Raw genomic sequence first — 22,575 nt, forward strand, 5'->3', positions numbered from 1 at the left:
GGCTTTGACTGTGAGAGGAGATTTGGACAAAAATGGAAAGAAGCTTATCAATGGAACTAGTACGGGTGACAGAAGCAGCCGCGTTGAAATCTGCCCGCTGGATGGGAAGAGGGAAGAAAGACGAAGCGGATGACGCTGCAACTAGTGCGATGCGTGATGTATTTGACACAATTCCAATGAAGGGAACAGTCGTCATCGGCGAGGGAGAAATGGACGAAGCACCAATGCTTTATATCGGGGAAAAGCTTGGGAACGGATATGGACCTCGCGTTGACGTAGCAGTTGACCCACTGGAAGGAACAAATATTGTGGCAAGCGGCGGCTGGAATGCATTAGCTGTTATCGCTGTTGCTGATCATGGCAACTTGCTGAATGCACCTGATATGTACATGGATAAAATCGCAGTTGGTCCAGAAGCGGTAGGCTGTATCGATATTGAAGCACCTGTCATTGATAATCTTCGCGCTGTTGCAAAAGCGAAAAACAAAGATATTGAAGATGTTGTTGCAACGATTCTAAACAGAGATCGACACGAGAAAATTATTGCAGAGCTGAGAGAAGCAGGAGCAAGAATTAAACTGATCGACGATGGTGACGTTGCAGGAGCTATTAATACAGCATTTGATCATACAGGTGTTGATATTCTATTTGGTTCAGGTGGAGCGCCAGAGGGTGTCCTTTCTGCTGTTGCATTAAAGGCACTTGGTGGTGAAATTCATGGTAAGCTTCTTCCTCAAAGTGAAGAAGAGATGAGACGCTGTGAGAAAATGGGTCTAGATGTTGGAAAAGTCTTACGAATGGAAGATCTCGTAAAAGGGGATGACGCCATTTTTGCAGCTACCGGTGTGACAGATGGCGAGTTATTAAAAGGTGTACAATTTAAAGGGTCTGTTGGAACAACGCACAGTGTTGTCATGCGTGCGAAATCGGGTACTGTTCGATTCGTAGATGGTAGACACAGCTTAAAGAAAAAACCGAATCTTGTCATTCGTCCGTAAGAAAGCGGGGTATCATTACCCGCTTTTCTATAGGTGTCAAATAAATATCATTTTCCTTTTAAAGTTGAATATTCTCTGCAAATGAGGTAAAACTAAAGAGTGCTGCGAAATTTTCTGCGAATTTACTTCTTTTAAGCTTCAACAAGTTTAAATACTGCCGCATCATGAGATATACTCATTACCCTTCTCTATGTTGACAAAGCTCTATTTCACATTGTTCCTATCTTCACGATATAACGAGTGGGAGCGTTACCATAAGAGCGAGGTCATTCCAACAAAAAGCGGAATTAAAAAGGCTAATCAAATACAATGTTCATGGATTTTGTAAAGAAATACATTGACTAGAAAAGTGTGGTGTCCATTTTGAAAGATGTGTCGATTTCATCTTTGGAAAATATGAAATTAAAAGAGCTGTATGAGCTAGCAAAACGGTATAAAATCTCTTATTACAGCAAACTAACAAAAAAAGAATTGATATTTGCCATTTTAAAGGCAAATGCCGAACAAGAGGATCTCTTATTTATGGAAGGGGTTCTTGAAATTATTCAGTCTGAAGGGTTTGGCTTTTTAAGACCGATTAACTACTCCCCAAGTTCTGAAGATATTTATATTTCTGCTTCACAAATCAGACGCTTTGATTTGCGAAATGGAGATAAGGTTTCTGGAAAGGTACGCCCTCCAAAAGAGAATGAACGCTACTATGGACTTCTTCATGTTGAAGCGGTAAATGGGGACGACCCAGAATCAGCTAAGGAACGTGTTCACTTTCCTGCACTCACACCGCTATTCCCAGATCGCCAAATGGTTCTTGAAACACAGCCTAATCACCTGTCCACTAGAATTATGGATATGATGGCGCCGGTTGGGTTTGGACAGCGCGGGTTAATCGTGGCGCCGCCGAAGGCAGGGAAAACCATTTTGCTTAAAGAAATTGCAAACAGCATTTCAGAAAATCACCCTGAGGCAGAATTGATTGTCCTTCTAATTGACGAACGCCCTGAGGAAGTAACAGATATCGAACGTTCTGTTGCAGGGGATGTTGTTAGCTCAACCTTTGACGAAGTACCGGAAAACCACATTAAAGTAGCAGAGCTTGTATTAGAGCGTGCGATGCGTCTTGTTGAGCATAAAAAAGACGTCATTATTTTAATGGACAGCATTACAAGGCTCGCTCGTGCATACAACCTTGTCATTCCACCAAGCGGAAGAACGCTTTCTGGCGGGATTGATCCGGCTGCTTTCCATCGTCCAAAACGTTTCTTTGGAGCCGCGCGTAACATCGAGGAAGGCGGAAGCTTGACCATTTTGGCAACAGCACTTGTTGAAACAGGATCACGTATGGATGATGTGATCTATGAGGAGTTTAAAGGAACGGGGAACATGGAACTCCATCTGGACCGCTCTCTTGCAGAAAGAAGAATTTTCCCGGCCATTGATATTCGCCGTTCTGGTACAAGAAAAGAAGAGCTGCTTGTTCCAAAAGAGCATCTTGATCGTCTATGGGCCATGAGAAAATCAATGTCTGATACACCTGACTTCGTTGAAAAATTCATGCGTAAAATGAAAAAAACGAAGACAAACCAAGAATTTTTTGATATCTTAACGCAAGAATGGAAACAAGCAAATATGTCTGCAACTAGAAGATAGATTCTTGAAAAAAACCATTTGCAATCATAGACTCACACTGTTATAATTTTATCATGTGCGTTTCAGATTTATTCTGAGATAATAACTCTGTTTCCGAATTGGATTCAGGGCGGAAGGAGATGACAGTAGATGAAAACAGGAATTCATCCTAACTACAAAAAAGCTACAGTCAAATGCGCTTGTGGAAATGAGTTTGAAACTGGATCAGTAAAAGAAGAGGTACGCATCGAGATTTGCTCTGAGTGCCATCCTTTCTATACAGGCCGTCAAAAATTCGCTTCTGCTGATGGACGTGTTGACCGCTTTAATAAAAAATACGGTCTTAAGTAATAATAGATACAATAAACAGGCAGGAATCCGTTCTTGCCTGTTTTTTTACGTGGATTGATGGAATTTTATAATGGGGGAGAAGACCTTATGTATGTGATGAAACAAAGCGGTTGGCTTGAAGTCATCTGTGGTAGTATGTTTTCTGGAAAGTCGGAGGAATTGATTCGGAGAGCTAAAAGAGCCGTCTTTGCCAAACAAGAAGTTAAAATATTCAAACCAATGATTGATAACCGATATAGCACAAGTTCCGTTGTGTCACATAACGGTTCTTCAGTAGATGCAATTGCAGTTGCCTCACCAAAAGACATCATAACGCACATATCAGAAAAAACCGATGTCATTGGCATAGATGAGGTGCAATTTTTTGATGAGACAATCATTGACATTGTCACTCAATTGGCTGATAAAGGCTACCGAGTCATTGTTGCAGGCCTCGATCAAGACTTCAGAGGAGAGCCATTTGGTGTTGTTCCGCATTTAATGGCATGTGCAGAGCTTGTGACAAAACTTCAAGCAGTTTGTTCGGTATGCGGCTCCCCAGCGAGTAGAACACAACGCTTGATCGACGGTAAACCCGCATCCTATGATGATCCCATCATTTTAGTAGGTGCGGAGGAATCATATGAAGCACGATGCAGACATCACCATGAAGTACCAAGACTTGATGTTGGTACAACACTTGACAATTAAAAAATAGCAAATGCCGCTGTGTTTTGTTTTTCGTGTTTTTGACTTAACACCCATCATTTTTACTTAAATAAGTTAAATAACGCTATGAAAAAATTATCTAATTTTCAAAGCTTGCGTTTTAACATAAGCAGGCATAAAATGACTAACTGTAGTGTAAAGCATTTAAACGAAAGTTCGATTTCTTGTCATAATTTTTTTGATGAAGGATTTTTCTCCTTAATCGTTCTTTGGATTAATAGTTAACCTTATTTATATTTTAGAAAGAGGGTAGTTTTGATGAACAACGTGAAGAAAACAAAAGAAGGTTACCTCGAAACCACTTTAACAGGCAAAGATGTATTATCAATTCCAACGTTGAACAAAGGTGTTGCTTTTTCAGAAGAAGAAAGACAAGAACTCGGACTAGAAGGCTTGCTTCCTCCAACTGTACTTACTTTAGAACAACAAGCAGAAAGAGCATATAAGCAATTTCTTGCTCAGCCAGACCGTCTTCGTCAAAACGTATACTTAAGCGATTTACAAAACCGCAATGAAGTCTTGTTTTACAAACTGTTAACAGACAAGCTTCGCGAAATGCTGCCTGTTGTATACACACCAACTGTTGGTGAAGCGATTCAAGAATACAGCCATGAATACAGAAGACCTCATGGTGTCTATCTTTCAATCGACAACATTGATGGCATTGAGAAAGCATTTGAAAACTTACATGCAACAGCTGGCGATATCGACCTTATCGTTGCAACTGACTCTGAGAGCATTCTAGGAATTGGTGACTGGGGTGTTGGTGGTATTAACATTGCAATCGGTAAATTAGCGGTTTACACTGCAGCAGCAGGTATTGACCCAAGCCGTGTGATTCCGGTCGTATTAGATGTTGGAACAAACAACGAAAAATTATTGAATGATCCATTATACATCGGAAACCACCACAAACGAGTACAAGGTGAAAAGTACGAAGAATTCATTGATGCTTATGTGAAAACAGCACTCAAATTCTTCCCGAAAGCATTACTACACTGGGAAGATCTTGGTAACAAAAATGCACGTAACATCATGAAAAAATACAACGATAACATCTTAACATTTAACGATGATATTCAAGGTACTGGTGCCATTACTTTAGCGGGAGTTCTTGCAGCTGTCAAGAAAACTGGTACACAATTGAAAGATCACCGTATTGTGATCTTCGGAGCAGGATCAGCTGGTATCGGAATCGCAGATCAAATGCGTGACAAAATGGTACTTGAAGGTCTTACTGAAGAAGAAGCGAACAATGCATTCTGGACATTAGATTACAGAGGACTATTAACAGATCAATTTGAAGATGAAGTGCTTGATTTCCAAAAACCATATCTTCGTTCATCTGACGAAGTAGATGGCTGGGCACGTGACGAAAAAGGACAAATTTCCTTTGCAGAAACAGTTCGCCAAGTGAAGCCGACAATTTTAATCGGTACGTCAGGTCAAGGTGGAGCTTTCACAGAAGAGATCATCAAAGAAATGGCAGCTCATACAGAGCGTCCTGTTATTATGCCAATGTCTAACCCAACACCACTTGCTGAGGCAGTGCCAGAGGATCTATTCAAATGGACAGACGGACGTGCACTTGTTGCAACAGGTAGCCCATTTGAAAACGTTGTATACAACGGAATCGAACATGAAATTGGACAATCAAACAATGCGTTTGTCTTCCCAGGTCTTGGTCTTGGTTCAATCGTAACGGAGTCAAAAATCATCACAAAAGGAATGTTTGTGGCTTCTGCAAATGCAATTGCGGAAATGGTTGATTATGATCATCCGGGTGCTGGTCTACTGCCAAGTATTGATAAATTGCAAGAAGTTTCAATCCAAGTAGCGATTGCTGTAGCTAAAGCAGCGATCGAAGATGGGGTAGCAAGAAAGACTCCAGATAATATCGAACAAGCTGTAAAAGATGCAATGTGGATTCCTGAATATAAAAAAATTGTAAGAGCATAATAAGGTAAGTATGCGGTATTGTTTAGAATACCTAAACAATACCGCTATCAAAAGAAACATGTAAAGAGGATTTAAGGAGGAAAAGTAAGATGGACTTTTTAAATATTTTGGTCCTCCTAGCACCGATTTTTTTCGTTATCGCGCTGGGTTGGTTCGCAGGGCACTTCGGCAGCTATGACGTTAAATCTGCAAAAGGTGTAAGCACACTTGTGACAAAGTATGCTTTGCCAGCGCACTTTATCGCCAGCATTCTGTCTACCCCCAAAGATAAATTTTATAGTCAAATCCCATTTTTCGTTGCACTCATTTTAGGGATTCTCGGTTTTTATGTCATTATCCTATTTGTTACAAAGTTTGTTTTTAAATATGATTTAACAGATTCTTCTGTATTCTCATTAAACTCAGCTCAACCGACCTTTGCATTCATGGGGATCCCGGTCTTAGGCAGTATATTTGGGGCTCAAGAAGTTGCAATTCCTATTGCGATTACCGGAATAGTTGTAAATGCATTGCTTGATCCAATTGCGATTATTGTTTCAACTGTCGGTGAAAAAACAAAAGGTAAAGTCAAAGAGGGCGAAAGCTTCTTAAAGATGACAACAAAGGCCATTTTGCACGGTTTGTCAGAGCCGCTAGCGCTTGCGCCGCTTGTAAGTATCATTCTTGTTCTTCTAGGATTTAAACTTCCTGAAATTGGACATGACATGTTAGAAGAAATCGGAAGCGTTACATCAGGGGTTGCGCTATTTGCAGTTGGTGTCACTGTTGGTATTCGTAAGATTAAATTAAGCCTACCAGCATTTAGTATCGCTTTGCTAAAAGTAGCTGTACAACCTATACTTATGTATTTTATCGCCATTCTTCTAGGTCTTTCAGCTGATGAAATTACAAAAGCTGTATTACTTGTTGCCTTCCCTGGTTCGGCAGTTGCGGCCATGATTGCTACAAGATTTGAAAAACAGGAAGCAGAAACTGCATCCGCATTTGTAATTAGTGCGATCTTGTCATTGATTACCTTACCAATTATTATTGCTCTGACCGTATAATAAAGTAGAAAGGCTGCCTGTTTTAGGCAGCCTTTCTTAGCGAAATGATTGAAAGAGAGGGAAAAGAACACGTTTCTTTTTGATCTCAGAGTGTGCGGTTTCCTTTTCTTCTTTTACTTTGGATAGTTGTTTGAGTGAAGTAGTCAGGTGTTCGAGCCGTGCAGTTAAATCTTCAATTTCCCTTCGATGCTGTAATAGCTGATAAGAGACAACCTCATCTGCTTTTTTCGCAAGCTTCCGCTCAAGCTCGTTTAAACGATGTTCAAAAGCATTGGCGTGTGATGGCTGTTGAAGCAGTTGTTTTACTTGCTGTTCTAGTGCTTCAACTCTTTGTGTATAAATTTTAGATTCTGCGGCAGATGCGAGCTGATGGGCCGTCTCTTCATCAATTGGTAGTCTAATCTCTTGCAGGAGCACACCATCACTTAGTTGCTGTTTCACTTGCTTGAGCAGCATCACATTGTCTTCAGAGAATTCATAATGCCCAAGTTCGTTCCGGGCGACAGGGATATGGAGTTGTTTGACCCAACGCTGAATCGTTTTTGAAGAGACACCAATTTCCTTTGCAACCTCATTTGTATTCAAACCAAAAGCCCTCCCTTTTTTCGATTATAAGTATCATTCTCTTGAGAGAGGACTTGCTCCTTCACCTTAGACAAAACAAGTAACCATTCGCCAAAGAAAGTGGTTTTTAGTGAAAAATTGATATTTTTTTGACTGTCATATCCCGCTATACTATAATTAGACTGTTACGCACAAAACAGAGGTGAAGACCATGTTAGACCGTTTAAAATCAATTGAAGAACGCTATGAAAAGCTAAATGAATATTTAAGTGATCCTGAAGTGGTGAACGACCCTAAGAAGCTTCGAGAATATTCAAAAGAACAATCTGATATTCAAGAAACTGTTGAGGTATATAGACGATATCGTGAGGCGTATGAACAGCTAAGTGATGCGAAAGCTATGTTAGAAGAGAAGCTGGATGCCGACATGCGCGACATGGTCAAGGAAGAAATTTCAGAGCTCACTGCAGAAACAGAACGTTTGGAAGACAAGCTGAAAATTTTGTTGATCCCGAAAGACCCAAATGACGATAAAAACGTTATTGTAGAGATTCGTGGTGCAGCGGGCGGAGAAGAGGCTGCTCTTTTTGCAGGAAACCTTTACCGTATGTACAGTCGATATGCTGAAATGCAAGGCTGGAAAACCGAAGTCATGGAAGCAAGTGTAACTGGCACAGGTGGATATAAAGAAATCATCTTCATGATCAACGGGAAAGGCGCTTATTCCAAATTGAAATTTGAAAATGGCGCACACCGCGTGCAGCGTGTTCCTGAAACAGAATCAGGCGGTCGTATTCATACATCGACTGCAACAGTTGCTGTTTTACCTGAGGCAGAGGAAGTAGAAGTTGATATTCATGAAAAAGATATTCGTGTAGATACGTTCGCATCAAGCGGACCTGGCGGACAAAGTGTTAATACCACAATGTCAGCTGTTCGATTAACTCACCTTCCAACAGGTGTCGTTGTTTCCTGTCAAGATGAGAAATCGCAAATCAAAAACAAAGAGAAAGCAATGAAAGTGTTACGTGCTAGAATTTACGATAAATTCCAGCGTGAAGCACAAGCTGAATATGATCAAACACGTAAATCTGCTGTCGGAACAGGGGATCGTTCAGAGCGTATCCGTACATACAACTTCCCGCAAAACCGTGTAACAGACCACCGAATTGGATTGACGATTCAGAAGCTTGATCAAATACTTGAGGGTAAACTTGATGAGGTCATTGATGCATTAATTGTTGAAGATCAATCAAGAAAGCTTCAAAATGAAAAATAATCATCAACGAACGATTTTTGAAGCCCTTAAATGGGCTTCTTCTTTGTTAACAGAAGTCGGCAGAGACCAAAATGCATCTGAAATTCTTCTCATGCATGTACTCGGATTGAGTAGAAGTGAGCTCCTCGCACGATTTCATGATCCGCTACCAGAGGAACAGGATCGTCTGTTCAGTGACTTTGTCAAACAGCACGAACTTGGGGTGCCTGTTCAACATTTAATTGGCTTTGAATACTTTTATGGTCGCCCCTTTGAGGTAAACAAGCATGTCCTCATTCCTCGTCCTGAAACGGAAGAAGTCGTTCTCTGTGCACTGAATATGCTGAATGATGTATTTCCGCATGATCAGCAGTTGTCAGTTGTTGATGTTGGCACAGGAAGCGGTGCCATTGCAATTACTTTAGCGCTTGAAAATAAGTTTCTAAATGTGACAGCGACGGATATCTCACTTGATGCGCTTGAGGTAGCGAAACGGAACCAGCAAGCACTTGGTGCTGATGTTCACTTTTTACACGGGGACTTACTTGAACCTGTGATTGCTCAAGGAATAAAGGTGGATTTGTTCATTTCCAATCCGCCCTATATTGCAGTAGAAGAAATGGACAACCTGTCTGATGTTGTGACAAAGCATGAACCAGAGAATGCACTGACTGATGGGCGTGACGGGCTGTGGTTTTACCAGCGTCTGACCAGAGATCTCCACAAAGTATTAAACAAGCAAGCTGTTGTTGTATTTGAAATTGGACACACGCAAGCACGAGATGTACAAGCGCTTCTCGTCCAAGCGTTCCCTTCTGCAGATGTGAGCATCGTACAAGATATCAACGGAAAGGATCGAGCTGTTTGCGCACACATTCAAATGGAAAGTCCGGCTAAATAAAGTCGGACTATTTTATTATGTAAAAATGAAACTAATGGTAAAAGAGATACGTATATATAAAAGAGTGAACATTCTGATCGTGATTTTTTACATAAATTTCTATTGAAGGGGCGAATGATGTGGACAGAAGGTATACGATGGTGTTGGTCATCGTCAGTGTACTATTGATTGTGAGTGCTTGCGGTAAACCGAGCTTTAAAAAAGAGGCGGCAGCATTTGGGGAAAACTATAAAAAAGCACAATACACAGTGAATCGAACGGATGACCTATCTGAATTGAAAGAGAAGTTGAAGTTTTATTTAACAGAGCATGAATATCAGGAATATACACAAGACAGTATGTTTCCAAGCGTGTTAGAAGCAGCCAAGGACCAAGATTGTCAAATTAAGCTGAAAAAAATAACGTTTACATCTTCAGATGAAAGCGATGACAGAATTGAGTTTGACTATAAAATGATGATTCAATTTATTGATCAAAAAGGAAATGTCAAAAAGGAAATCGAGAAAAAAGGACAAATGACTGTCATTCAAACGGAATCAGGTTTGAAAATTAGCCGAGATTGGGACGGAAGGCTTTATCCGTCTGACTACCAATCATCCCCCCAAAGTCGTTCATAAAAGGAACGGCTTTTTCATTTATCTCTCATAGTCTATTAAAAAATTCATTTTCTTGTTTATGAAAAGGGATTCCTGGACACAATGTTTGTAGCAAAGCGAAAAAGCGGGGGGAATCACATCATGTTAAAAAATAAAATGTTGATCTGTCTTTATATGTTTCTATTATTATGCGGAGCTTTTGCACACCTAGGTCAAGAGGAGACGGCGACAGCATCTGCCAATCAACCAGTCGTGATACCAGATGAAGCCATACGGTTACGTATTTTAGCAAACAGTAATCGTTCGGCTGATCAAGATGTGAAAAGAAGCATTCGAGATGAAGTGAACGCCAATATAACTGAATGGGTCAAAGACCTGACATCGATTGAACAAGCGAGACGTGTCATTCGGTCAAAGCTCCCAGAAATCAATCGAATGGCCAAAGCGAAATTGAAAGAACAAAATATCAATCAATCTGTATCGGTCAGTTTTCAAAAAGCCTCCTTTCCAACGAAACTATATGGAAACTTTGTCTATCCGGCCGGAGAGTATGAAGCGATTTTGATCACCTTGGGAGAAGGGGATGGAGCGAACTGGTGGTGTGTGTTATTCCCGCCTTTATGCTTTTTAGATTTCTCTAATGGAGAAGCTGTTGCTTCTCCAGAAAGTGATCATGAAGGTCAAGCAGTGCAAACAAGTGAGTCCGTCAATGAAGCGGTCAAAGAAGATGATGGCGAGACTGGTGAAGTGAAATTCTTTCTTCTTGAATGGGTCTCTAGTCTTTTCTCTTAAAAAAGGTATAAATCTGTTTTTGCCTCATAGAGTTGAAGTAAGAGAACAAAAAGAGGTGAAAGCATGTATTATCAATTAAGGATTGCCACAGAAGAAGATGCTCCAGCTATCAATGCTTTTCTGGAAAAGGGACAAGCCAAAGGTGGCGTGACGATCGCGGACCGTACACAATTTGTTGTCATGGAAGATGCAGATCATCAACTTGCGGGCTGTTTAGGCCTTGAACGGCTAAATGAACAAGAAGGGCTACTGCGCTCGCTTGTTATATCAGACAAACTCGGTCAAGGTCATATTGTATCTTTATTTCAAAGTGTGCAAACATTGGGAGAAAAACGAGGTGTGGATACTTTCTATGTAGTGGCGAATCATGCATCCTCTCAAGAATTTTTAGCATTAATGGGCTTCTCACCTTTAAAGGAAATGCCAAAAAGCATTTGGTTATCGGAGCATGCGAAAGAGTCATTGGGGATAGAACAAGCCATTGTGCTGCAAAAAAGGGCAGTTAGTCACAAAACATAGGACTTATACACATACTTATCCACTGATAAACAAGTGTTGTCCACAATTTGTGGACAACGCTTGTTTTATTTAGCGCCATCTTTTATACTTTCAAAAGGATAATTGAGATATATCAACAGTTTTATCTTTTTTAGAAGGAGTTTGTCTGATGTTAAATACAAAAAGGTGGTCTGTGGATTCAAAGAACGATTTATCCACATACTATCCACAAATTGAACAAGCAGCCCTGCTACTGCAACAAAACGAAGTTGTCGCTTTCCCGACAGAAACTGTTTATGGGCTAGGGGCAAATGCCAAAGAGACAGAGGCAGTCTTGAAAATTTATGAAGCGAAAGGACGTCCGAGTGACAATCCGTTGATTGTGCACATTGCGGAGGTTCAGCAGCTTCATGAATTTGCGCAAATAGCAAACGAGAAAGCGAAAGCACTGATGGACGCTTTTTGGCCAGGGGCTCTAACTATTGTTCTTCCTTGTAAGCCAGGTACTTTATCGAAGCATGTCACAGCTGGCTTATCCACAGTGGGTGTGAGAATGCCTGATCATCCTGTTGCGCTTGAACTCATTCGAACAGCTGGTCTGCCGATTGCCGCACCGAGTGCCAACCGCTCAGGTAAGCCATCTCCAACTCAAGCGGACCATGTCGCAAGTGACTTGGATGGAAGAATAGCCGGTATTGTCGATGGTGGGTCTACTGGTATAGGTGTTGAGTCAACTGTTGTATCATGCCTAGATGAGATTCCGGTGATTTTAAGACCAGGCGGTATTACAAAAGAGGCTTTGGAAGAAGTGGTAGGAACAGTTAACGTGGACCCAGGGTTAACGAAAAAGGACGAGGTTCCTGTATCACCCGGCATGAAATACACACATTATGCACCTGAGGCACATATGTATATCTTTCATGGAAGTGATGAAGACATGCAGCATCACATTTTTGCCTATCAGACTGCTGGTAAAAAAGTAGGTGTTCTTACAACAGAGGAAAAGAAGCACTTATTTTCAGCAGATGTTGTGTTGAGCTGTGGATGGAGGGAGAAGCCTGAAACCATTGCTGCCAATTTATATCATGTGCTGAGACAATTTGATGAAATAGACATAGACCTCATTATTTCAGAAGCTTTTTCAGAACAAGGAGTTGGTTCAGCCATTATGAACCGCTTGCAAAAAGCGGCAGGAGGGCGTACGCTCTCTTAGTTGTCAAACAGTTCTAACCTTTCTTGGACAAACATAGGTTAAAGGAGAATGCGTGTCCAAGGGGGATTTACATGTACGAAATAACTGGCGAATTGTTGACTCTCAGTATCATGGCTTTTGCACTTGGCATGGATGCCTTTTCGGTTGGACTTGGCATGGGGATGATTCAATTAAGAGCCCGCCAGATTATTTATATTGGTCTTGTGATTGGTGTATTTCACATGTTTATGCCGCTTTTTGGCATGCTAACAGGTCAGCTTTTATCTGGATGGCTAGGTTTCCTTGCGACCTATATCGGTGGATCGCTGCTTTTGGTACTAGGTTTGCAAATGATCATTGCTTCTATTAGTCATCAGGATGAACCATTTATTGTTCCTGTTGGGGGTGGTCTTGTACTTTTTGCCACCAGTGTCAGCTTAGATAGTTTTTCGGTCGGATTAAGCTTGGGAATTTACGGCTCAAGGGTGTGGATGACCATTTTATTATTTGGTTTTTTTAGTATGATGCTTACATGGATTGGATTATTACTCGGTAAACAGGTTCGTTCATGGGTCGGTTCATACAGCGGGACGCTTGGTGGAATTATTTTAATAGCATTTGGTATCAAATTATTATTTCCGCTATAGCCAACCTTCTTACATAACAATTAGAATGAATTCCATATATAATAGAAGAAAAGGAGGGCAAAACATGAATATCTTATTTGTTTGTACTGGTAATACATGCAGAAGTCCAATGGCTCAAGCCCTTTTTACTTCAATTGCTGACGAAAAACGATTGCAGGTAAAAGTGAAATCAGCGGGCATTTTTGCATCTGATGCTGGAAAAGCTTCTCCCCAAGCGATCGAAGCATTATTTGAGAAAAGTATTCCATTAAATCATTCTTCATCGAGACTGACAGAAGAACTTATTTCAGAAGCGGATTATGTTTTTACAATGACTTCCCAGCATAAACAGTTGATCTTGGAGCAATATGAGGATACAGAAGGGAAGGTATTCACATTAAAGGAATTTGCGACAGGGATAGATGGAGATGTATCCGATCCATTTGGAGGAAGCCTCTCCACTTATCAGGAAACACGTGATGAATTAGAAGATTTGCTGTATCAGTTGGCTGAAAAGTTGGAAAAGGATATAGAATCCACATAAATGAACAAACTGTTAAACCGTTGCGTTAACAGTTTTTCTGTCTTGTTTGCAATTAAGTAGGCAGAGGTTAAAATATAACTGTGAATATCAATTTAACAGAACGCATTTCAGATGAACTCACCATTAGGAGGAATTGTCCGATGAAAGTAGCCATTGCATCCGATCACGGCGGAACGAATATTCGAGAAGAAATCAAACAGTTGATGGACGAATTGAAGATTGAATACATTGATATGGGTTGTGAATGTGGATCAGGTTCAGTAGACTATCCAGATTATGCATTTCCTGTCGCCAATATGGTCGCAAACGGGGAAGTCGATCGTGGAATTTTAATTTGCGGGACAGGTATCGGCATGAGCATTTCGGCAAACAAAGTGAAAGGCATCCGCTGTGCACTAGCACATGATACATTTAGTGCGAAGGCTACAAGAGAACACAATGACACGAATGTTCTTGCGATGGGAGAGCGTGTTATTGGGCCAGGTTTAGCAAGAGAGATTGCACGCATTTGGCTGACGACAGAGTTTGCAGCAGGACGTCATGCGATTCGTATTGGCAAAATCACTGAGTATGAAGAAAAGCACCTATAAGGAGCGCTTGAATATGAACATTGGTCAAGATTGGCTTGAAATGTTAAAAGAATTTCATCAAACAGTCAAATTGCGGGCTGGGCAAATTCTGGTGATTGGTTGCAGTACTTCAGAAGTAGCTGGTGAGCATATCGGGACAGCTGGGAGTGAGCAGATCGCAGAGGTGATCTACAATGAGCTGAATCAACTTAGACATGAGACAGGCATTGAGCTTGCCTTCCAATGCTGTGAGCACTTGAATCGTGCGCTTGTCATCGAAGAAGAAATGGCCTGCCGGTTGCAATTAGAGATTGTGAAAGCTGTGCCCGTTCGCAAAGCGGGCGGCTCCATGGCTGCGTATGCTTATCAGCAAATGGAGCATCCAGTGTTAGTTGAATCGATTGCAGCGCATGCAGGAATTGATATTGGAGATACATTGATCGGGATGCACTTAAAGCGTGTAGCAGTACCAGTACGTATCAGTCGCCATCAATTAGGACAAGCGCATGTCACATTTGCGAAAACAAGACCAAAACTGATTGGCGGGGAACGAGCGGTTTATACAACACCGTAACTCGAATATATTTCTAATATAATGTTGAATGATGAAGGCGATTTACCACTCGAATATTCGGTTTTTCATAAAAAAGAAGTCATTTTTCCAAAAAAACTTTTACATTTTACTCAAAAACCGTGTACAATGAGATGGTAAAAACATCGAATGGAAATAGATTGGAGAGGATTTCGCTGATGAAACATTTACCTGAGCAAGACGCACAAGTATTCAAAGCAATTCAACTAGAGCGGAAACGCCAACAGGACAAAATCGAATTAATTGCATCAGAAAACTTCGTAAGCGAAGCGGTCATGGAAGCGCAGGGCTCTGTCTTAACCAACAAATATGCTGAGGGTTACCCTGGTAAACGCTATTATGGCGGCTGTGAACATGTAGACGTTGTAGAAGATATCGCACGTGAGCGCGCAAAAAAAATTTTTGGCGCTGAGTATGTGAACGTACAGCCTCATTCAGGTGCTCAAGCAAATATGGCTGTATACTTTACGATTCTTGAGCATGGCGATACGGTGCTAGGTATGAACTTGTCACATGGCGGACACTTAACACACGGTAGCCCTGTCAACTTTAGCGGGGTACAGTACAACTTTGTAGACTATGGTGTAGATAAAGAAACGCAGCTTATTGACTATCAAGATGTACTTCAAAAAGCACGTGAACATAAACCGAAACTAATTGTTGCCGGTGCAAGTGCATATCCTCGTCAAATTGATTTCAAAAAGTTCCGTGAGATTGCTGATGAAGTCGGTGCATACTTTATGGTAGACATGGCTCATATTGCGGGTCTTGTAGCAGCAGGTCTTCATCCAAATCCAGTTCCTTACGCAGACTTTGTAACAACCACTACACATAAAACATTGCGCGGCCCTCGCGGAGGAATGATTTTATGCCGTGAAGAGTTTGGTAAAAAGATCGACAAATCCATCTTCCCTGGTATCCAAGGTGGGCCACTGATGCATGTCATCTCTGCAAAAGCTGTTTCTTTCGGTGAAGTATTGAACGAAGATTTCAAACTATATGCACAAAACGTCATTGATAACGCAAAACAACTTGCTGAAACACTTTTATCTGAAGGCATTCAGCTTGTATCTGGTGGAACGGATAACCATCTTGTTCTCATCGACTTGCGCTCTCTTGGCATTACAGGGAAAATTGCAGAAAACGTTCTTGACGAAATCGGCATCACAGTTAATAAAAATGCAATCCCTTATGATCCAGAAAAACCATTCGTCACTAGCGGTGTACGTGTAGGGACGGCTGCAGTGACAAGCCGCGGCTTCGACAAGGAAGCGATGAAGGAAGTCGGTTCAATTATTGCGCTTGCTCTAAAACACCATGAAGATGAAGCGAAATTAGAAGAGGCGAAAAAGCGTGTGTCAGATTTGACAGATCGTTTCCCTCTATATAAAGGATTAGATTATTAAAAACAGACCCATTTGCCTATTTCTGGCATATGGGTTTTTTTTTGTAGGATTTGCGAATCATATTGAAAGATGATGTCTTTTTATGTAGAATTGTAGGAAGTGTGCAAAGTTCACCGGAAGATGACAGAAAAGGAGTTGTCGCAAGCAATGGCAAAGGTTTATGTATTTGATCACCCGCTTATTCAGCACAAACTTACATATATTCGTGACGTTCATACAGGAACAAAAGAATTTAGAGAACTAGTGGATGAAGTAGCAACGTTAATGGCATTTGAAATCACGAGAGACTTACCGCTTGAAGAGGTAGAAGTAGAAACACCTGTACAAGTAGCAAAATCAAACATCATTTCAGGGAAAAAACTCGGTGTTGTGCCAATTTTAAGAGCAGGTCTTGGAATGGTAGACGGGATTTTGAAACTCATTCCAGCCGCAAAAGTGGGACATGTCGGTTTATACCGTGATCCGAAAACATTAAAGCCTGTTGAATATTACGTGAAGCTTCCATCTGATGTGGAAGAGCGTGATTTTATCGTAGTAGACCCAATGCTTGCAACTGGTGGTTCAGCTGTCGAAGCGTTAAACAGCTTGAAAAAACGAGGTGCGAAAAACATTCGCTTCATGTGCCTGATTGCTGCCCCTGAAGGTGTAGAAGAAATGCAGAAGCATCATCCAGATGTGGATATCTACATTGCGGCATTAGATGAGAAATTGAACGAAAAAGGTTACATCATTCCAGGTCTTGGAGATGCCGGCGATCGTATGTATGGAACAAAATAAGGTCTATTTAAGTGAGAACCCACATGCTAAAGTGCATGTGGGTTTTTTGGAAAATATGACAAACGATTGATACCGATCTTAGGAGAATCAATGTATACTGAATATTAACTGTTTTTTTCAATGTATGTCATATCTCTCCTAAAGTTTGATGAAATTGTGAACATTTTGTGTGCTCTATCAGTATAGAAAAGTTTTTTAACTTTCAACCGATTGACACATCATAGACGCTATTGTATGCTAAACGAGGGTATTATGGTAAGGTTTTCATAGCCTGTAGCACTCTACTAATCCTCATTGTGAACCCTTTAATCATCAGGGTTTGCATCAGCGAATGAAGCAGAATCCCATAGATCTAAAGATTTCAAGTCTAATTGTACAATTAGACCGATGGGTGATTGATTTTTTTCGAACAGGACAGCTTATCATAAGCGTCTTCTACGCAGTTCTCATCACCATTTATCACCTTTTTTACAATATTTTTCATCGGGAGCCAGATGATGAATGAACGATCCAAATGCTATTTTCCGCAGACAGAGTAAATACATGATGTATCTATTGGCAATTTTTGTGTTTGGCTATGCCATGCCTGGTTTTAAACCATTGTTTCTTGGTTTCATTATCGGCACAATTTTTGCTTTCTTTAATTTATTCCTACTTATACGGAGAATGCATGTTTTTGATCGGGCGGTTAAAAAAGGGAAATCCATTCGTTCAATGGGAAGTACAGCCAGGTGGGCCAATGCAATTCTTGCAGTAGCGATTGCTTGGCGTTACCCTGATGAAGTTCATCTGGCAGGAGTGATTATAGGGTTAATGACAATATATCCTGTCATCATGATAGATTCCTTCATTCAACTTAAACGTTCTAGTATGGAAGAGAGGTGAATACTCTTTGGGTCACAGTTCAAAAATGATAGAATTTTTAGGGTTAACGTTCAATTTATCTAATATTCTCATGATCACGATTGCTAGTATTATCGTTTTTTTAATCGCAGTGTTAACTACTCGTGTTCTGTCAATTCGTCCAACAAAGGCGCAGAACTTCATGGAATGGATTGTTGATTTTGTTCGAAATATCATAGGTAGTTCGATGGACATGAAAACAGGAGCCCCATTTCTAGCGCTTGGCGTTACATTGCTCATGTACATATTTGTTTCAAACATGCTTGGACTGCCATTTTCGATTACGGTTGATCACAATTTGTGGTGGAAATCACCAACAGCAGACCCTGCAATCACAATGACACTAGCGATTTTGGTCATGGGATTGACCCATTATTATGGTGTCAAGGCAAAGGGTGTCAAGGAATATACGAAGGACTTTTTAAGACCAATCCCATTTTTAGTGCCGCTGAAAATCATTGAAGAATTTGCAAACACATTAACACTCGGTTTGCGTCTTTATGGAAATATTTTCGCTGGGGAGATTCTTCTTGGTTTACTTGCAGGACTTGCGACTAATTTCTATTCGCAAAACATTGCGCTTGGGATTATAGGTACATTAGGCGCTATTGTGCCGATGATTGTATGGCAGGCATTCAGTTTGTTTGTTGGAACAATCCAGGCATTTATTTTTACCATGCTGACAATGGTTTACATTTCTCATAAAGTCAGTGACGAACATTAAAAAAATTGAGAGTCCAAAAAGGACGTTAATTTAAAGGAGGAGCTTTTTAATGAATTTAATAGCAGCAGCAATTGCAATCGGTTTAGGAGCACTAGGTGCAGGTATCGGTAACGGTTTAATCGTCTCTAGAACAGTTGAAGGAATCGCTCGTCAGCCAGAAGCGGGTAGAGAACTAAGAACACTTATGTTCATCGGGGTAGCTTTAGTTGAGGCCCTTCCAATTATCGCTGTCGTTATCGCATTCTTGGCATTCTTTCGTTAATATGTGAGAAGCGTTCTAATATGAATTTTAATGGCGAAGATCAGATAAGTTCGAAACTTCGCCATTCCTTTATGTTTTGTTTCTTAACATATTATTTAAAGAAGGGAGTTGCCGTACTAAATGTCACAGTTACCAGTGGTTTTAGGAGCAGGAGGCTTAAGCTTCAACGCTGGGGATATGTTGTTCCAGCTTATTGCCATGCTCGTCCTGCTTGCACTTTTAAAGAAATTTGCGCTTAAACCTTTATTAGGTATTATGAAGCAGCGTGAAGACTATATAGGGAATGAAATTTCAAGTGCTGAACAAAAGCATGTTGAAGCTGAAAAGCTTCTAGAAGAGCAACGTGTCTTATTGAAAGAAGCACGCGAAGAATCACATACACTCATTGAAAATGCGAAAAAACTTGGCGAGAAGCAAAAAGAAGAGATCATTCAAGCAGCACGTCAAGAGTCAGAGCGCTTGAAAGAATCTGCTAGAGCGGAAATCGTCAAGGAAAGAGAACAAGCTGTTGCTGCACTGCGTGAGCAGGTCGCATCACTTTCTGTAATGATTGCATCTAAAGTGATTGAAAAAGAACTAGATGAACAAGCACAGGAGAAATTAATTCAAGAGTACCTTCAAGAGGCAGGCGAAAGCCGATGAGCGTGACTATTGTCTCTAAGCGTTACGCTTCTGCTCTTTTTGACATCGTTCTTGCTTCTTCGGCAGTAGACGAAACTGAAAAAGAGCTGAATGAGATCAAAAAAGTTCTAAAGACTGATCAAGAACTGAACGACTTTCTTGTTCATCCGAAAATTACTGCGGACAAAAAGAAACACTTGATTGCAGAAGCCTTCAAAGGTGTCTCAACTTATGTATTGCATACGCTGTATTTACTGATTGATCGTGGACGCACGAACATTTTTCCTGAGATGACTACGGAATTTGTGAAACTTGCAAATCGCACGAAACAAATAGATGATGCGATTGTATATTCAGTTAAACCGCTTAGCGGTACGGAAATTCAATCTTTATCTGAAGTATTTGCTAAAAAGGCTGGGGTCACATCACTTCGTGTTGAAAATGTGATTGACAAGGATTTAATAGGCGGAGTGAAAATCCGTATCGGAAACCGCATATATGACGGCAGCATCAGCGGAAAGCTTTCCCGCATTGAACGTCAGCTTGCAGGCAAAAATCGTTAGAAGGGGTGAAACCTTAGTGAGTATCAAAGCTGAAGAGATTAGCGCGCTGATAAAGCAGCAAATCCAAAACTATCAATCTGAAATGGAAGTAAAAGATGTCGGTACAGTCATTCAAGTAGGGGACGGTATCGCGCGTGTACATGGCCTTGACAACATTATGGCAGGAGAATTGGTTGAGTTCTCCAACGGTGTTATGGGCATGGCTCAAAACCTTGAGGAGTCTAACGTAGGTATCGTAATTTTAGGACCTTACACAGATATTCGTGAAGGTGATGACGTTAAACGTACAGGTCGTATCATGGAGGTTCCAGTAGGTGAAGAATTAATCGGACGTGTTGTGAACCCGCTTGGTCAGCCTGTTGATGGAATGGGACCAATTTTAACAAGCAAAACTCGTCCAATTGAAAGTGAAGCACCAGGCGTGATGGATCGTAAATCTGTACATGAGCCGCTTCAAACAGGTATTAAAGCGATTGATGCCTTGATTCCAATCGGACGCGGACAGCGCGAATTGATCATCGGTGACCGTCAAACAGGTAAAACATCTGTTGCGATTGATACAATTCTAAACCAAAAAGATCAAAATATGATCTGTATCTATGTAGCGATCGGACAAAAAGAATCAACAGTTCGTGGTGTTGTAGAAACACTTCGTAAACATGGTGCGCTTGATTACACAATCGTTGTAACAGCTTCTGCATCACAGCCAGCTCCACTTCTTTACCTTGCTCCTTATGCAGGTGTAACAATGGCTGAAGAATTCATGTATAACGGCAAGCACGTACTTGTTGTGTATGATGATCTTTCTAAACAAGCGGCAGCTTACCGTGAACTTTCTTTATTGCTTCGTCGTCCTCCAGGTCGTGAGGCGTTCCCTGGTGACGTTTTCTACCTTCACTCTCGTTTATTAGAACGTGCAGCAAAGCTTAGTGACGAAAAGGGTGGCGGTTCTATCACAGCATTGCCTTTCGTTGAAACGCAAGCTGGCGATATCTCTGCATATATCCCAACAAACGTAATTTCGATCACAGACGGACAGATATTCTTACAATCTGACCTCTTTTTCTCGGGCGTACGTCCAGCGGTAAACGCAGGATTGTCTGTATCACGTGTAGGTGGCTCTGCACAAATTAAAGCGATGAAAAAGGTAGCAGGTACACTTCGTCTGGATCTTGCTTCTTATCGTGAGCTTGAAGCATTCGCTCAGTTTGGTTCTGATTTAGACCAAGCAACTCAAGCAAAACTAAACCGTGGTGCAAGAACAGTTGAGGTCTTAAAACAAGACTTGAACAAACCGCTTAAAGTTGAAAAACAGGTTGCGATTCTTTACGCATTAACAAGAGGATACTTAGATGATATAGCGATTGCTGATGTGAAACGCTTTGAATCTGAGTTATTCATATACCTTGAAGAAAACCATCAAGACTTGCTTGATACAATCTCTCAAACAGGAAACATGCCTGCTGATGAAGAATGGAAAGTAGCAATCGAAGGCTTTAAACGTACGTTTGCGCCAAGCAACTAATTAGTCATCTTTCCGAGAGAAAAAGATTCTCTTTTTCTCTCTTTTCACGTAAATGAACACGGATTCCTGAAAAAAGGTGGTGAAATCTTTGGCCTCATTACGCGATATCAAGTCAAGGATCACGTCAACGAAAAAATCGAGCCAGATCACAAAAGCGATGCAAATGGTTTCAGCTGCGAAACTTAATCGTGCTGAAAACAATGCGAAGTCTTTTGTTCCTTACATGGAGAAAATCCAAGAAGTCGTTGCTGCTATAGCAAATGGAACAAGTACTAAGCACCCAATGCTTCTTTCAAGACCTGTCAAGAAAACAGGATATCTCGTCATTACATCTGATAGAGGGCTTGCAGGACCTTTTAACAGCTCGATTTTGCGTACCGCTTACCAAACCATTCAATCTCGTCATCAATCCGTTGATGAATATGCGGTGATTGTCATTGGTAAAATCGGACGCGATTTCTTCAAAAAGCGTGGTATTCCAGTCATTTCTGAAGTAACAGGGCTTGGAGACGAAGTGGCGTTTGCTGAAATTAAAGAGTTAGCAAGCAGTACAGTTCAAATGTTCTCTGATGAAGCGTTTGATGAACTTTACATGTTCTACAATCATTTTGTCAGTGCCATTTCTCAAGAAGTAACTGAGAAAAAATTATTGCCGCTAACGGACATTTCGACCGTAGCTACAACAAATAAGCGTTCAGCATCATATGAGTTTGAGCCTTCAGAAGAAGAAATTCTTGAAGTCCTCCTTCCTCAGTATGCAGAGAGCTTGATTTTCGGTGCGCTTCTTGACAGCAAAGCAAGTGAACATGCTGCAAGGATGACAGCAATGAAGAGTGCAACAGACAACGCAAAAGAATTGATCGACAACTTGACACTCTCTTATAACCGTGCTCGTCAAGCAGCGATTACACAAGAGATTACAGAAATTGTCGGCGGAGCAGCTGCCTTAGAATAGAAATAATTGTCAGGAGGGA

The 22,575-nt window shown here is 41.0% G+C and carries 26 protein-coding genes; 25 read left to right on the forward strand and 1 reads right to left on the reverse strand.

The features are described 5' to 3' along the window. The first annotated feature begins 32 nt into the window (after positions 1-32). The 6 genes from glpX (at position 33) to ACIQCE_RS06365 (ending at position 6,688) form a co-directional block, all read left to right on the forward strand. Complete coding sequence (gene glpX / locus ACIQCE_RS06340; protein WP_353854320.1) at positions 33-998, forward strand: class II fructose-bisphosphatase; 966 nt, start codon at positions 33-35, stop codon at positions 996-998. A 363-nt stretch (positions 999-1,361) separates the two neighbouring features. Continuing rightward, on the forward strand, positions 1,362-2,645 hold the full coding sequence (rho, locus tag ACIQCE_RS06345) for a transcription termination factor Rho (RefSeq protein WP_353856658.1): 1,284 nt from the start codon (positions 1,362-1,364) through the stop codon (positions 2,643-2,645). Between the two features lie 129 nt (positions 2,646-2,774). Continuing rightward, positions 2,775-2,975: a 50S ribosomal protein L31 gene (gene rpmE, locus ACIQCE_RS06350; protein ID WP_003215407.1), complete on the forward strand. Its 201-nt coding sequence runs from the start codon at positions 2,775-2,777 to the stop codon at positions 2,973-2,975. An 87-nt stretch (positions 2,976-3,062) separates the two neighbouring features. After that, on the forward strand, positions 3,063-3,665 hold the full coding sequence (locus tag ACIQCE_RS06355) for a thymidine kinase (protein ID WP_400494054.1): 603 nt from the start codon (positions 3,063-3,065) through the stop codon (positions 3,663-3,665). Positions 3,666-3,941: 276 nt separating this feature from the next. Continuing rightward, positions 3,942-5,642, forward strand: a complete 1,701-nt coding sequence (malS, locus tag ACIQCE_RS06360; protein WP_400494055.1) for an oxaloacetate-decarboxylating malate dehydrogenase — start codon at positions 3,942-3,944, stop codon at positions 5,640-5,642. A gap of 89 nt (positions 5,643-5,731) precedes the next feature. Further along, positions 5,732-6,688, forward strand: coding sequence for an AEC family transporter (locus ACIQCE_RS06365; protein ID WP_400494056.1), 957 nt, complete (start codon positions 5,732-5,734; stop codon positions 6,686-6,688). Positions 6,689-6,724: 36 nt separating this feature from the next. On the opposite strand, the gene racA is transcribed toward ACIQCE_RS06365, so the two are convergent. Further along, complete coding sequence (racA, locus tag ACIQCE_RS06370; RefSeq protein WP_400494057.1) at positions 6,725-7,273, reverse strand: chromosome-anchoring protein RacA; 549 nt, start codon at positions 7,271-7,273, stop codon at positions 6,725-6,727. A gap of 190 nt (positions 7,274-7,463) precedes the next feature. On the opposite strand from racA, the gene prfA reads away from it, so the two are divergent. From prfA to ACIQCE_RS06465, 19 genes are all read left to right on the forward strand, one after another. Continuing rightward, positions 7,464-8,531, forward strand: a complete 1,068-nt coding sequence (gene prfA / locus ACIQCE_RS06375; RefSeq protein ID WP_400494058.1) for a peptide chain release factor 1 — start codon at positions 7,464-7,466, stop codon at positions 8,529-8,531. Continuing rightward, positions 8,521-9,411 (forward strand): peptide chain release factor N(5)-glutamine methyltransferase, encoded by an 891-nt coding sequence (gene prmC / locus ACIQCE_RS06380; RefSeq protein ID WP_400494059.1) that lies wholly within the window; start codon positions 8,521-8,523, stop codon positions 9,409-9,411. Before prfA ends, prmC begins: the two co-directional genes overlap by 11 nt. 137 nt (positions 9,412-9,548) lie before the next feature. Beyond that, entirely contained in the window at positions 9,549-10,028 is a 480-nt protein-coding gene (locus ACIQCE_RS06385) for a hypothetical protein (protein WP_400494475.1), read from the forward strand. 120 nt (positions 10,029-10,148) lie between these two features. Continuing rightward, positions 10,149-10,799 (forward strand): stage II sporulation protein R, encoded by a 651-nt coding sequence (gene spoIIR, locus ACIQCE_RS06390; RefSeq protein WP_400494060.1) that lies wholly within the window; start codon positions 10,149-10,151, stop codon positions 10,797-10,799. A gap of 63 nt (positions 10,800-10,862) precedes the next feature. Beyond that, positions 10,863-11,318 (forward strand): GNAT family N-acetyltransferase, encoded by a 456-nt coding sequence (locus tag ACIQCE_RS06395; protein WP_400494061.1) that lies wholly within the window; start codon positions 10,863-10,865, stop codon positions 11,316-11,318. A 148-nt stretch (positions 11,319-11,466) separates the two neighbouring features. Next, positions 11,467-12,510, forward strand: a complete 1,044-nt coding sequence (locus tag ACIQCE_RS06400) for an L-threonylcarbamoyladenylate synthase (RefSeq protein WP_400494062.1) — start codon at positions 11,467-11,469, stop codon at positions 12,508-12,510. A 71-nt stretch (positions 12,511-12,581) separates the two neighbouring features. Further along, on the forward strand, positions 12,582-13,136 hold the full coding sequence (locus ACIQCE_RS06405) for a manganese efflux pump MntP (RefSeq protein ID WP_400494063.1): 555 nt from the start codon (positions 12,582-12,584) through the stop codon (positions 13,134-13,136). A gap of 64 nt (positions 13,137-13,200) precedes the next feature. Next, a complete protein-coding gene (locus tag ACIQCE_RS06410) occupies positions 13,201-13,659 on the forward strand; it encodes a low molecular weight protein arginine phosphatase (protein ID WP_400494064.1) in 459 nt (152 codons plus the stop codon). Positions 13,660-13,799: 140 nt separating this feature from the next. Continuing rightward, positions 13,800-14,249 carry a ribose 5-phosphate isomerase B gene (gene rpiB, locus ACIQCE_RS06415; RefSeq protein ID WP_353854331.1) on the forward strand — a complete coding sequence of 150 codons (450 nt, stop codon included), beginning with the start codon at positions 13,800-13,802 and terminating at the stop codon, positions 14,247-14,249. Positions 14,250-14,262: 13 nt separating this feature from the next. After that, complete coding sequence (locus ACIQCE_RS06420) at positions 14,263-14,802, forward strand: TIGR01440 family protein (protein WP_400494065.1); 540 nt, start codon at positions 14,263-14,265, stop codon at positions 14,800-14,802. Positions 14,803-14,978: 176 nt separating this feature from the next. Continuing rightward, on the forward strand, positions 14,979-16,226 hold the full coding sequence (glyA, locus tag ACIQCE_RS06425) for a serine hydroxymethyltransferase (protein ID WP_400494066.1): 1,248 nt from the start codon (positions 14,979-14,981) through the stop codon (positions 16,224-16,226). A gap of 147 nt (positions 16,227-16,373) precedes the next feature. Next, on the forward strand, positions 16,374-17,003 hold the full coding sequence (gene upp, locus ACIQCE_RS06430; protein ID WP_353854334.1) for a uracil phosphoribosyltransferase: 630 nt from the start codon (positions 16,374-16,376) through the stop codon (positions 17,001-17,003). Positions 17,004-17,504: 501 nt separating this feature from the next. After that, positions 17,505-17,888 (forward strand): ATP synthase subunit I, encoded by a 384-nt coding sequence (locus ACIQCE_RS06435; RefSeq protein WP_353854335.1) that lies wholly within the window; start codon positions 17,505-17,507, stop codon positions 17,886-17,888. Between the two features lie 25 nt (positions 17,889-17,913). After that, the gene (atpB, locus tag ACIQCE_RS06440; protein ID WP_400494476.1) at positions 17,914-18,630 is read left to right on the forward strand and encodes a F0F1 ATP synthase subunit A; all 717 of its coding nucleotides are present in this window, start codon (positions 17,914-17,916) and stop codon (positions 18,628-18,630) included. Positions 18,631-18,679: 49 nt separating this feature from the next. Next, positions 18,680-18,892 carry a F0F1 ATP synthase subunit C gene (gene atpE / locus ACIQCE_RS06445; RefSeq protein WP_353854336.1) on the forward strand — a complete coding sequence of 71 codons (213 nt, stop codon included), beginning with the start codon at positions 18,680-18,682 and terminating at the stop codon, positions 18,890-18,892. Positions 18,893-19,012: 120 nt separating this feature from the next. Continuing rightward, positions 19,013-19,534, forward strand: coding sequence for a F0F1 ATP synthase subunit B (gene atpF / locus ACIQCE_RS06450; RefSeq protein WP_353854337.1), 522 nt, complete (start codon positions 19,013-19,015; stop codon positions 19,532-19,534). After that, positions 19,531-20,076, forward strand: a complete 546-nt coding sequence (locus tag ACIQCE_RS06455) for a F0F1 ATP synthase subunit delta (protein WP_400494067.1) — start codon at positions 19,531-19,533, stop codon at positions 20,074-20,076. Before atpF ends, ACIQCE_RS06455 begins: the two co-directional genes overlap by 4 nt. A 16-nt stretch (positions 20,077-20,092) precedes the next feature. Continuing rightward, positions 20,093-21,601 carry a F0F1 ATP synthase subunit alpha gene (gene atpA, locus ACIQCE_RS06460; protein WP_400494068.1) on the forward strand — a complete coding sequence of 503 codons (1,509 nt, stop codon included), beginning with the start codon at positions 20,093-20,095 and terminating at the stop codon, positions 21,599-21,601. Between the two features lie 88 nt (positions 21,602-21,689). After that, positions 21,690-22,556: a F0F1 ATP synthase subunit gamma gene (locus ACIQCE_RS06465; RefSeq protein WP_400494069.1), complete on the forward strand. Its 867-nt coding sequence runs from the start codon at positions 21,690-21,692 to the stop codon at positions 22,554-22,556. Positions 22,557-22,575: the final 19 nt, after the last annotated feature.

It is taken from the genome of Bacillus sp. NPDC093026, assembly GCF_044754665.1.
Classification (GTDB): Bacteria; Bacillota; Bacilli; order Bacillales; family Bacillaceae; genus Bacillus; species Bacillus maqinnsis.